The organism is Streptomyces sp. TRM64462, from assembly GCF_013362995.1.
GTDB lineage: Bacteria > Actinomycetota > Actinomycetes > Streptomycetales > Streptomycetaceae > Streptomyces.
Map to the genome: position 1 here is coordinate 20,927 of NZ_JABWDV010000136.1, position 11,388 is coordinate 32,314.

General features: G+C 69.9%; 10 protein-coding genes and 1 pseudogene. All 11 read left to right on the plus strand.

Annotated features, from left to right (window positions below):
* Positions 1-121: 121 nt before the first annotated feature.
* The 11 genes and pseudogenes from HTZ82_RS06250 to HTZ82_RS06295 all read left to right on the plus strand — a co-directional run bounded on the left by HTZ82_RS06250 (position 122) and on the right by HTZ82_RS06295 (position 11,261).
* Positions 122-4,582 (plus strand): NACHT domain-containing NTPase, encoded by a 4,461-nt coding sequence (locus HTZ82_RS06250; RefSeq protein WP_175408271.1) that lies wholly within the window; start codon positions 122-124, stop codon positions 4,580-4,582.
* 147 nt (positions 4,583-4,729) lie between these two features.
* Positions 4,730-5,437, plus strand: coding sequence for a Crp/Fnr family transcriptional regulator (locus HTZ82_RS06255; protein WP_175408272.1), 708 nt, complete (start codon positions 4,730-4,732; stop codon positions 5,435-5,437).
* 87 nt (positions 5,438-5,524) lie between these two features.
* Positions 5,525-6,316 carry a hypothetical protein gene (locus HTZ82_RS06260; RefSeq protein ID WP_175408273.1) on the plus strand — a complete coding sequence of 264 codons (792 nt, stop codon included), beginning with the start codon at positions 5,525-5,527 and terminating at the stop codon, positions 6,314-6,316.
* Positions 6,313-6,606, plus strand: a complete 294-nt coding sequence (locus tag HTZ82_RS06265) for a hypothetical protein (protein WP_175408274.1) — start codon at positions 6,313-6,315, stop codon at positions 6,604-6,606. Before HTZ82_RS06260 ends, HTZ82_RS06265 begins: the two co-directional genes overlap by 4 nt.
* Positions 6,593-7,348, plus strand: a complete 756-nt coding sequence (locus HTZ82_RS06270; protein ID WP_175408275.1) for a hypothetical protein — start codon at positions 6,593-6,595, stop codon at positions 7,346-7,348. The genes HTZ82_RS06265 and HTZ82_RS06270 overlap by 14 nt, the downstream gene beginning before the upstream one ends.
* Positions 7,345-7,653, plus strand: coding sequence for a helix-turn-helix domain-containing protein (locus HTZ82_RS06275; protein WP_175408276.1), 309 nt, complete (start codon positions 7,345-7,347; stop codon positions 7,651-7,653). The genes HTZ82_RS06270 and HTZ82_RS06275 overlap by 4 nt, the downstream gene beginning before the upstream one ends.
* Positions 7,650-8,786, plus strand: a complete 1,137-nt coding sequence (locus tag HTZ82_RS06280) for a hypothetical protein (protein ID WP_175408277.1) — start codon at positions 7,650-7,652, stop codon at positions 8,784-8,786. Before HTZ82_RS06275 ends, HTZ82_RS06280 begins: the two co-directional genes overlap by 4 nt.
* A gap of 311 nt (positions 8,787-9,097) precedes the next feature.
* A complete protein-coding gene (locus tag HTZ82_RS06285; RefSeq protein ID WP_254711664.1) occupies positions 9,098-9,556 on the plus strand; it encodes a hypothetical protein in 459 nt (152 codons plus the stop codon).
* 250 nt (positions 9,557-9,806) lie between these two features.
* Positions 9,807-9,881: pseudogene (locus HTZ82_RS32030) on the plus strand (flavoprotein); the annotation flags it as partial.
* 544 nt (positions 9,882-10,425) lie between these two features.
* Entirely contained in the window at positions 10,426-10,854 is a 429-nt protein-coding gene (gene panD / locus HTZ82_RS06290) for an aspartate 1-decarboxylase (protein WP_175408278.1), read from the plus strand.
* A 59-nt stretch (positions 10,855-10,913) separates the two neighbouring features.
* Positions 10,914-11,261: a GNAT family N-acetyltransferase gene (locus tag HTZ82_RS06295; protein ID WP_175408279.1), complete on the plus strand. Its 348-nt coding sequence runs from the start codon at positions 10,914-10,916 to the stop codon at positions 11,259-11,261.
* Positions 11,262-11,388 lie beyond the last annotated feature (127 nt).

Below are 11,388 nucleotides of genomic sequence, written 5' to 3' on the forward strand. Positions count from 1 at the left end.
GCGGCAAGCTGTGGAGCAGGCAGGTTCGCGTGCAACGGCCCTTGCTGCGCCTGGCATGTGCGGCACCGTCCGCGCGGGCGCGCGGCTGACGTGGTCGCCAGGCCGACCGTAGGGAGCAGTGATGACACCGCGGCCAGGAGGCGAGACGGACAAGTTCGGCAACCGCTACGAGGGGGCCTGGACGATCAGACACGCCCTGTACGTGCTGCTGGGCACAGGAACGTCGATCACCCTGGAGCCAAGCTCTCCGCTGGGGGACGGCGTCGAGTTCGTCTACCGCCATGACCGTGGGACCCAGGTGCACCAGGTCAAGCGGCAGAACCGGAACGCGAACAGCTGGAACGTCGCCTCCCTCCGTGACAAGGACGTGTGGAGCAGCCTGCGGTCCCACGTCGATGCGGGCCGCGCGTTCCACTTCGTCTCTCTGGTCCCCGCCCGGACGCTCGACGAGCTCGCCGACCGTGCTCGCCGCTCCGACACCCTTGCCGCCTTCGAGGCCCAGTGGCTCACCGACGGACTTCAGGGCCCCTTCGACGCCCTTGCCGCGGCCGACATCTTCGGCTCGGCCGCGACGGCCTGGCGCATGCTGCGAGGACTGTGGGTGGAGTGGCACAACGAGCGGGACCTCGTGCACACCAACGCGGTCCTGGCCGAACAGGTCCTTGCAGGGGCCCCGGGGCGCCTGGCGGCTCTCGGACTCGGTGATCTCCTGCTGAACAGCCTGGGGACCACGCTCGATGCACCGGCCGTCAGCGCCCGGCTGGGAGAGTACGGGCTGAGGCAGGTCAGCCGGGCGGACGGCGCCGAGGCGACGGATGCGGTCGGCGAGGCGACGCGTCGGTGGGCATCGAGCGTCGAACGCGCTTTGTTCCGCCCGGCCATCCCGCGAGAGACAACCGATCAGCTGGTGGAACAAGTCTTGAGCGACGCGCAGCAGGTCACCGTCCTGACGGGTGCGGCCGGCGGCGGAAAGAGCGCGGTGCTGCACCAGGCCCTGGACGCCCTCACCAAGCTCGACACCCCGGTGCTCGCCTTCCGTCTCGACCGGTTGGCGCCCTTCGCCTCCACCCACGAGCTGGGTCTGCGAATCGGGCTGACCAGGTCACCGGTCAGCGCGCTCGCAGCCGCGGCGAAAGGGCGTCGCTGTGTGCTGATCGTGGACCAGCTCGACGCGATCAGCATGGCGTCGGGACGCATCCCGGAAACCTTCGACGCGGTGGCCGACCTGATGGACGAGGCGATGGCGTACCCGGCCATGCGCATCGTCCTCGTGTGCCGGGAGTTCGATGCCAAGGCCGATCCACGGATCCGTCGGCTCACCGCGTCAGACCGCTGTGCGCACACTGCGGTCGGGTCGCTTACCGATGCCCAGGTCGATGCCGCGCTCGCGAGCATGGGCCTGGCCGCCTCACGCGTCACACCGTCGCAGCGTGCTCTGCTGCGGTCACCCTTGCATCTGGTGCTCCTGGCTGAGGTCGCGGACCAGGAGGCAGCCCTCTCCTTCCGCACGACTCGGCAGCTTTTTGACGCCTTCTGGGACACCAAGCGAAAGGACTGCGCACGTCGCCAGCCTTCCGTACGCTTCCACGAGGCCATCTCGGCCGTCGTGGCGGCCATGAGCGCGCGGCAAAGACTCTCCGTTCCTGACAGCCTGCTCGACGCGGACGCCCTCGCATCGAGTGCGGACGTGCTGGTGTCGGAGCACGTCCTCGTGCGCGAAGGCCGGCAACTTGCCTTCTTCCACGAGAGCTTCTTCGACTACGCTTTCGCGCGCGATTGGCATCGGCTGGACGAGAGTCTGGTCACCTTTCTCGCCAGCGGGGACCAGGAGCTCTTCCGGCGGGGACAGGTACGACAGGTCCTCGACCATCTGCGGGACCTGGACCCGGAGCGGTTCACCCAAGAGGTCGAGGGACTGCTCACCAGCCCGGAGATCCGCTACCACCTGCAAGACGTCACCTTGGCCGTGCTGCGCGGCCTGGAGACCCCCACCGCCGGCGAGTGGGGGGCCGTCGCGCGTGTACTGGACACCCGTCCCCTCTTCCGGGACCAGCTCGTGAACGCCGTCAGCAACGGGGCGTGGTTCCGGCGCGCGGATGACGAGGCAGCGCTCGACGACTGGCTGACCAGTGCCGACGAAAGGGAACACGAGTGGGCGGTACGGATGATGGCCGCCGGCGCCAGTGTCTTCCCCGACCGGGTGGCCCGCCTTCTGGAACCGCATGCCTCGGATCCCCGGCTGGGACCCTGGTTGGAGCGGATCGTCCGCTCCGCCGATCTCGCCGCCAGCAGGAACCTCTTCGACCTGTTGCTCGACGGTGCGCGATCGGGGCTCCTCACCGGCCGCGAGCACCTCGTCTGGAACTCGGTGCAGGACCTTGCGGGTAAACGGCCTGCCTGGGCAGTCGAGTTGATCGGAGCGATGGTCTTGGATCGCCCGGACGCGCTCCGGCTCGAAGATGATGGCAGGGTCGGCGCCCTGCTCACCCGGGACGACTCGGCCCTGCGTGTCGTCGCGGCTGCCGCGGTGGGTGCTCCGGAGGAATTCTGCGCTCGGGTCCTGCCGTTGCTCCTGGCCGCCATGGCTACGACCGCGCTCCCACCGAAGGAGGGCTGCCCGGTCTACGACAGGCACTTCACGTTTCGCTATCCCGACGACCGGCCCAGTGACTTGGGTGACGCCTTGTTCCAAGGCGCGGCCAAGGCACTGCGGATCGTGGCGAGCCAAGACCCCGCCCGCGCGCGTGGTCTGGTGACAGGACTCGCGAGCCTGCCGTACGAGGCGGCTCAGTGGCTCCTCTACCAGGTCCTGATCGAGGCGGGGCCCACTCTCGCTCCTTGGTCTGCGGAGATCCTCCTGCAGGGCCGACACCGCCTCCTGTCCGGCTATGGATCCAACATCGTGTGGGGGGCCCGCGAGGTTCTGTGTGCCGTTGGGAATGCCCTGCCCGACGACATGCTCCGGCGGGTGGCCGACATGCTTCTCCACTTGCGCCTTCCTCCGGACGACGAGTTCTCGCCCTGGCATGAGTTCACGCTGCTGACGGCGCTCCCCGAGAACCGGCAGTCCGAGCGGGCGGTGCGCCGGCTCGGAGAACTTCGCAGGCGTCACGGCGACATGCGGGAACCGGACGAGCCCAAAGGGGTGACCGGCGGGTTCATCGGGCCGCCCATTCCGGCGGAGGCGGCCCAGCGCATGAGTGACGACCAGTGGCTGGCCGCCATGAGGAAGCACAGTCGGGACCGCACCGACTGGGAGACCTCCACCGGAGGGGCCCGGGAACTGTCCCACGTGCTAAGGGGCATGACGGCGGCGGCGCCCGGCCGCTTCTCGCGACTCGCCGTACGGATGGACGCGGGGATGCACCCCGCCTACGGAGCATCGCTCCTTCTGGGCCTTGGAGACGCGGAGCCCTACGGCGACCCGGACACCGTCTTCGCGGCGATCCGTCACCTCTCGGGCCAGTGCAGGCCGGCCCATGACCGATGGCTCGGCTGGGCGATGCGGAAGTACCTCACCTCAGTGCCGCTCGACCTCGTGGAGACGCTCCTGGATCGCGCCCTCGGCTTCGACCACGCCGGTCACGTGACCGGCGAGGGCGAGGGGGACGTGGGGAGCGAACCGGACGCGGAGCGTGACCTCCTCACGGCAGGGATCAACACCGTGCGTGGCAGCGCCGTCGAAATCCTGGGCGACCTGCTCATCCATGCCGCGGACGGCTCCCGGGCCGCCCTGGTCGTACCTCACTTACGGAGAATCGCCGCCGACCCTTCGCTTCCCGTCCGGGCGTGCGCGGCTCATCTGCTTCATGCGGCGCTGCGGTACGACCGCCCTGCGGTGGCCGATGCGTTCACCGTGCTCGTCCGGGCCCCTGACCGGCTTCTGGCGTCACGGCCGGTGTTTCGCCTGTTCGTGTCCCTGTGCCACGGGGATCCGGTGGCGGGCAGACCAGTGATGGAACGGATGCTGCGTTCCCCGGCGCCGGCGGTGCGCCGGAACGGTGGACGGGTGGCGGCGCTGGCGGCGATGGAGTGGGAGACGACGGACCTCCTGGCGGAGGTGCTCGCCGGGAAAGACGGACCACAGCGGCAGGGCGCCGCGGACGTGTGTGCCCAGCGTCTCGTGAACACCGGGGACCAGGCCTTGGCGCATCACGCGCTCGTCCAGTTCTTCCACGACCCGGAAGAAGGCGTGCGAGAAGCCGCCGCCGCTGTAGCCGTCGCGTTGAGGGGCCGACGTCTGGGGCCCGTGCGCCGCACGGTGACCGCACTGATCGATTCCGACGCCTTCGCGCCGGCCCTGCCGCAGTTGCTGATCACTCTTGAAGAGGCCCCCGACCGGGTCGACGAGCTGGTGCGCGCCTGCGTACGACGGTTCCTCACCGTGTTCGGCGCCGCCTCGGCCGATCTGTCCACTCGCGCCGCTGCCGATGCCCACCACATCGGGGAGCTACTGGTCCGGGCCCATGCCCAGGCGGCCTCGGCTGCCCGCCGGTCCGAGATCCTCGATCTGCTGGACCAACTGCTGCTCCGTGGGGCCTACGGTGTGGCCGAAGCGATCGGCAGCGCCGACCGGGGCTGAGGCACTCCGCGAAGAGGCCGGTAGGTGCTTCAGGTGTGCGCCGTCGTGCGCCCCGAAGTGCACTCGTGGCACCGGCTGTCCGGGCGGAAAGCGCGGACCGCCGCACTGAGCGCGTGCTGTGCTGTGCGCATGATTCGTGGCTCGGACATGGATGGTCGCGCGCCGTTTCTCGACACGCTGACGGAGGGGGCCCGCAAGGCCTTCGCGCGGCTCGGGACGCGGTGCAGCTTCGCCGTGGGAGACGTGCTGATTCATGAGGGTGATCACGCCCGGGACCTGATGGTGCTCCACCGAGGGGTGGTGAAGGTGACCGGTGGACTGGACGGGGACCGGCCGGCGCTCATGGACGTGAAGAACGAAGGGGACGTGGTGGGCGAGGTGGCGGCGATGGGCCTCGGGCCGAGGTCGGCGACGGTCACCGCCGACCGCGAGGTCACCGCCACCGTCGTCCCGAGTCACGAACTGCTGCCCTTCCTCCGCGCCAACCCCGAAGCAGAGCTGGCCCTCAAGCGGGTGATCGGCCGCCGACTCCGCCGGTCCGAGCGCTGGCCACTGAACTACGGCAGGCATCCGGTCCCGGTCCGGCTGGCGCGCCTGCTGGTCGAGCTGGCGCAGTCGCACGGGAAGCCGGACAGGAACTCGGTGCGCATCGACGTGAGGCTGTCCCAGTCTGAACTCGCCGACCTCGTCGGATCCACCACGAACACCGTGCAGAAGACGCTTGCCCAGCTACGGATCGACGGACTCATCTCCGCCACGGGCGAACGGCAGACCTACGTACGTGACATGGCCGGACTGCGGCGGGCGGCTCGGCTCGGCCCGGCGTCACGAGGCGACCTGTCAAGAAATCCGTAAAAGCGCGGGATTCTGGCCCCTGGCCCCCCTTCCTCGGACAGTTGGCGTGCAGCACACCCGACAACCACTGGAAGGTGGCGAGTTGTCATGAGTGAACCCTTCTCTCCCCTGCCCCCGGACAGCATCCCGCGCCGCCGGCTGTGCCTCGCGGCGGACATGGAGCAGTACAGCCTCCTCGACACCCGGACCCAATCTGCCGTGCAGTCCGACCTGGTCCGGGCGCTGGACGAAGCCGCGACGCTGACCGGACTGGACCGCGAGGCCTGGGCTCGTCAGCCACAGGGCGACATGGAGTTCGCCGTCCTTCCCGAGGCCACCCCGGAAGCAGCGGTCCTGGGGGCTTTCGTACACCATCTGGCGGTCCGCCTCGGCGCCCTCAACGCGCGTTCCGCCGCCCCGCGTATCAGGCTGCGGCTGGCCGTCGACACCGGTGTCGCTCCGGATGCCGCCCTCGGCCACGCCGGCCCCGCGCCCGTCGCCGTGGCGCGCTACGTGAACGCGCCCCAGGTGAAGGCCGTGCTGGCCGTCCTCACCTCGGCGGATCTCGCCGTCATCGTGTCGGACCGGCTGTATCAGGACGTCGTACGGTTCGGACAACCCGGTCTCGAGCCGGAGCAGTACGTTCGCGCCCACGTACAGGTCAAGGAGTTCGGAGGGTACGGCTGGATCCGCGTGCCGGGCCATGAGCCGGACGACGTGCGAGCGGCCGCCGACGGTGGGCACGAGCCGCTGCCCTCGCCGAACGTTCCCGTCGTGGATCGGGCGAACCTCTCACAGCACGTTCACCACGGCGTCGCCGTAGGCCGGGACGTCCGCGGCGGCCTCAATCTCGGCCTGCCCGCGATGCCTACGGCGGACGGCCCCTGGCGCGCCCGGTGACGGCCTCCCACAAAGCCGGGTTCCGGTTCGAAGGGGACAGAACCCAGTGGGCGGACTACGGGGTGAACGTCGGCAACGACCTGTACGGCGACATCTGCATCCACCCGCCCGCCCCTGCGGCCGACCCGTCCTGGTTCCGGCCCGGAACGGCGAGCCCGATCTCGGCCGAGCGCCTCGTCGCCGTGCGGTCGGCGCTGACCGCCCTTGCGAGCGCCTGCGAGCGGGCTGCCGAGGCGCTGTCGTACCCGGGCCTGATGGGGCCGGAAAGGAGAAGCGATGAGCAGGACTGACCCCGACGGTGTGTTCGCCCTGATCACAGCGACGCTATTCAGGGCCCCCGGAGGTGTGCGGCGCCTCCTCGTGGTGAGTGACGGCCACCGACCTGTACGGCTGTCTCCGGAGGACTGCAGGAACGCTCTGTACGGGCCGCGGCGCGACGAGGGTCTGCGGACGGCGATCTGGCGACAGGCCGTGACGGAGGCCCAGCAGGAGCCTCCGGGTGGCGACGCCGAGGGAAGACTGCTGGTGGTCTGGCTGGCGATGCCCGGCTTGCACCGCAACCTGTACCGGATCCTGCGCCGCTTGAGGGTCGAGCGCGCCGACTTGGAGGCGGAGGCCGTACTGGCCCTACTCGCCGCCCTCGACACCGCGGATCCGGACGGTCCGGACACGGGCGGACGTCTGATCAAGGAGGCGGTGAACGGGATGTGGGCCTACGCCGACCGCATCAGGAGGGAGGTGCCCGTCGTGGACGTCGCCCGCTTCGCGGACGCCCGCATCGCCATGGCTCCGAGAGAGGAGCCGCAGCGGTCGGCCGAGAAGTGGGAACTGCACCTCGTCCCCCCGCCCCGTCCCGACGGACTGTGCGCGACGCTCCGCTTCGCCGAGTCGCGCACACGGCGGGAAGGGGAGCGGCTCGGGGCGCTCGCGCACTGGGCGGGCTTGCCCGACGTGGTGTTCCGGGCCCGGCGTCATGAGGAAGCGGCCCTTGTCGGCAGGCTCGTGCTGCGCCCCGCGGGAGCCCGGCGATGAGCCCCCGCTCCGGAACGCCGTTGAGCTTCGCGGAGGCGTTCGACTTGCCCCTGAGCGTCGACCTGCGGACCGCTGCCCGCGCGTTCGGGGTCTGCCCCGGTACGGCGTACAAACTGATCCGCCGCGGCGCCTTCCCCTGCCCGGTGCTGCGCGTCGGGCGGCGCTACCGCATCCCGACCGCGTACCTGTTGCGCTCGCTCGGCATTGAGGAGCGTCCCGTGTACGCCGTTGACCTGGAAGCCGGCGCCTCGTACGCGGCCACGCTCGACGCTACCGACATCCGTGGGACGGAGGATCCCTCATGAACGTGTCGCCGACCTTTCCGCAGGAGCCCGAACGGCCCCGGACGTGCTTCGTCATCGGCCCCATCGGTGATGCGTACGCCGCTCACGGCACCCCCGAGCGCGAGTCCTACGAGCACCACCTCGGGATCTTCGAGCAGGTGATCGCGCCGGCCTGCGCGAAGTACGAGATCGACGCCGTGCGCGCGGACGGCATCGCGCACGCCGGTGACATCAACGAGCAGATCTGCCGGCATGTCATCGAGTGCGACCTGGTCATCGCGGACGTCAGCGGTGGCAACCCCAACGTGATGTACGAGTTGGGGCTGCGTCACATCACCGGCAAGCCGACCATCCACATCGGGGAGGCCGGACAGTTGCCCTTCGACATCGCGTCGATCAGAACGATCCGGTACCAACGGGCACGCAGCCACTTGGCCGGAGCGCGCCGGGAGATCGAGACCGCCTTGGAAGCCGGACTCAGGGACGGGTTCGAAATCCTCACCCCGGCGCGGGTCGTGAGAGCGCTCCAACCGGTCGAGGAGCCGTCGTCCGCCATGGAGAGCACGAACGCGGACACCACGGCCGACGAGGATCCCCCCGGTCTGCTGGACGACTTCGCCGCGATCGAAGGCGGGGTGGACGAGATGACCGCTCACCTGGTGGCCATCACGAAGGCGATGGAGACGATCCGGACGCTGACCGAACAGAGCACCAGCGAGATGCTCGACCTCACCCAGGCGAGTGCCCCCGCGACCGCCCGTCTCGCGGCGACGACCCGTTACGCGAAGTCGCTGAGCGTACCTGCCGGGGCGATGAGGACCGTCGCCATGGCCTTCGCGGAGCGGATGACGACGCTGGACAGCGGGGTGAGAGCCGCGTTGAGCCTGATCGAGATGACACCGCCCGACGAGCGTGGCGAAGGAACGGACGAGTTCCTGGAGCAGCTCATCGACTTGGACGAGGCGGCCCGGACGGGACTGTCACAGTTCGGATTCCTCGGTACCTCCGCGAACGGCCTGGTCCGTTGGAGCCGAGAGTTCCGCAAACCGGTGAAGGACATCTCCAGCGCGGTGCAGGCGATGTCCTCCGCCATCACGCGCATGGGGGAGTGGGCCGGCAAGGCCCGAGAACTGGCGCGGGGCGCCACCGGGTAACTCTGCGCGGCAGGGACCCGGACCCAGAAGTCCGGCTCCCTGCCGCGTCATTTGGCTGCTCAAGGAAGGGAATGATCTAGGTCGTGCGCCGAAAGTGGATCTGGGACTGTGAATGATCACGGTTCATGGGGCGGGGCGATCTCACGGACGAGCAGTGGGCGGTGCTGGAGCCGTTGTTGCCGAAGGAGGCCAGGGCGCAAAGGGAACCACCGGGCGGCATCTTCACCGAGCCCCGTGATCACGGGCTGGGAAGGTCGCTCGGTGGGTTCACCATCAAGCCGCACCTGGCAGATGAGCAAGGTCGGAAGCCCATGTCGATCGTGGTGACGGCACGACAGCGTGGAGACTCACCGCAGTTCGAACCCGCGCTGGCAAAGGCTCGCGTGCCCCGCCCCGCCCCTCCCCGGGCCGGGCCGGGCCGGCCACGCGTCCGCCCCGATCGCGTGCGGGCGGACAAGGCGTACGGTTCCCGCAAGAACCGCGCCTACCTGCGCCGCCGCGGGACCGATGCACCATCCCGGACAACGCCGACCAGGCGCGCGCGACCGCCGAAAGCTCGGCTCCCGCGACGGCCGACCGCCGCATTTCGACCCGGCCGACTACCGCGAGCGCCATGCGGTCGAGTGTGGGATCAACCGCCTCAAGAGGCACCGTGCTGTCGCCCCGCGCTACAACAAGCTCGCCGTCCGCTCCGAGGCGACCGTCCTGATCGCCGCGATCGGAGAATGGCTGCGACCGGCCTGAGCTGTCGGATCCACGTGCCATGCTGACCGCGACCAGGGCCGACACGGAGGGGAAGGCAACGATGGGGGAGCACGAGATCACCACGGCGACCAGCGTCAACGACATCGCCCGAGACCTCACTATCTGGTTGGCCGCCCGCGACTTCCCCGGACGGCCAACCAGGCAGGTCAGCGAATTTCAAAATCGTTATGGTCAGGGTCGTGACCGCGGGGGAGCGGTTGGGGCAGCACCGTGACCGTGCTCAAGTAGGGGTACGGAGGCGTCTGCGCCGCCGGCATCGCGGGAGACGCCCATCAGTTGATCACCGCCGCGCAGGAGCAAGGCCGGGGCGTCGGCGTCATCGCCACACCCCTGTGTGCGAAGGCGGTCGCCATCGGTTGGACCGTACGGCAGGGAGGAGCGGCGCACGCAAGTACGCAGAGGCGCGTGACCTGCGCTTCGGCCCGGGCGGGCCGGCGTCGGCGCCTTGGCTCCGCCTTGCTCGCGAGTTCCACGCTGCCGAGGGGCCTCGGGCGGGCGGCAGGCAGCGAGTCGACTTCCGGAGCGGTCGAGCGTCGACCGGCTGATGGCGAAAGGGAGCGTGTTCCATGACCCAGAGTGATGTCGGTGCCCGACAGGTCGGTGGTGCGTGGACGCACGTTGTCCGTGTGTGTAGAGGGGGCTACCGCGGGTTTGATCGCTCATGAGGTAGGTCAGCATCCGGTCAGCATGAGTCGCCAGCTTTCCCGAGGATTCCCTGAACGGGCGCCGGTGTGGCGCGAAAGCCCAGACGTGAAGCGTCTTGCCCGAGCGGAGCGATGTTCGTCACAATCCTCGACCGGCGTGCCCGGTGTACAGTCGAGACCGCCCTTGACCTGGACAAAGCAGGCAGGGAGCCGTCATACAGGAGTCCAAAGTGCTGCGTACGATGTTCAAGTCGAAGATCCACCGGGCCACGGTGACCCAGGCGGATCTCCACTATGTGGGCTCGGTCACCATCGACGCCGAGCTGATGGAAGCCGCAGATCTGCTGCCCGGCGAGCTCGTCCACATCGTCGACATCGACAACGGCGCCCGCCTGGAGACGTACGTCATCGAGGGGGAGCGCGGCTCCGGCGTCATCGGCATCAACGGCGCCGCCGCCCATCTGGTCCACCCCGGTGACCTGGTCATCCTCATCAGCTACGCCCAGGTCGACGACGCCGAGGCGCGCATGCTCGTGCCGCGCGTCGTGCACGTCGACGCCGCGAACCGGATCGTGGAGCTCGGCTCCGACGCCTCCGCGCCCGTGCCGGGCACCGACACGGCGCGCAGTCCGCACGCGGTGCCCGCCGCGCGGGGCTGAAGCGGCCGGAGCGGCGGCTCAGGCGGCTGGTCCGGCGGCGGGCGGGGTACGCGTCACCCATGACCGAAGCGCTGGACATCCGCGACGACCGGGCGAACGGCCGGCTCGACGCGTACGAGGACGGCCGGCACGCCGGCGGCATCTCCTACTTTGTCCTGGACGGGCCGCCGCACGCCCTCGTGGCCGTGCACACGGTCGTCGAACGCTCACACCGCGGCAAGGGCGTCGGCAGTATCCTCGCCCGCGCGTTCTACGGCATGGCGGCCCGGGCGGGCGTCCCCGCGGTCCCGATCTGCCCGTACGCGGCGCGGTGGGCGGGAGAGCACCCTGACGAGGCGCCCGAGGCCCCCGCCGAGCTGGTGGCCGAGGCGGAGCGCCAGCTGGAGGCACGTCCGGAACTGCGATGACGCCGTCCGTCCCCCGGCGGGCGCAGCGGGGCATGGCCCCGGCGTGCGCGGGAAGGCGCAGCACGAGAGGCTGCGTGAGAGCACCCGGCACCACCCCGAGGGGGACGCCATGACCGAGCCCCGCCCC

Coding starts and splice junctions, on each gene's coding strand:
- HTZ82_RS06250 (WP_175408271.1), top strand. CDS start 122: ATGACACCGCGGCCAGGAGGCGAGACGGACAAGTTCGGCAACCGCTAC.
- HTZ82_RS06255 (WP_175408272.1), top strand. CDS start 4,730: ATGGATGGTCGCGCGCCGTTTCTCGACACGCTGACGGAGGGGGCCCGC.
- HTZ82_RS06260 (WP_175408273.1), top strand. CDS start 5,525: ATGAGTGAACCCTTCTCTCCCCTGCCCCCGGACAGCATCCCGCGCCGC.
- HTZ82_RS06270 (WP_175408275.1), top strand. CDS start 6,593: ATGAGCAGGACTGACCCCGACGGTGTGTTCGCCCTGATCACAGCGACG.
- HTZ82_RS06275 (WP_175408276.1), top strand. CDS start 7,345: ATGAGCCCCCGCTCCGGAACGCCGTTGAGCTTCGCGGAGGCGTTCGAC.
- HTZ82_RS06280 (WP_175408277.1), top strand. CDS start 7,650: ATGAACGTGTCGCCGACCTTTCCGCAGGAGCCCGAACGGCCCCGGACG.
- HTZ82_RS06285 (WP_254711664.1), top strand. CDS start 9,098: ATGTCGATCGTGGTGACGGCACGACAGCGTGGAGACTCACCGCAGTTC.
- HTZ82_RS06295 (WP_175408279.1), top strand. CDS start 10,914: ATGACCGAAGCGCTGGACATCCGCGACGACCGGGCGAACGGCCGGCTC.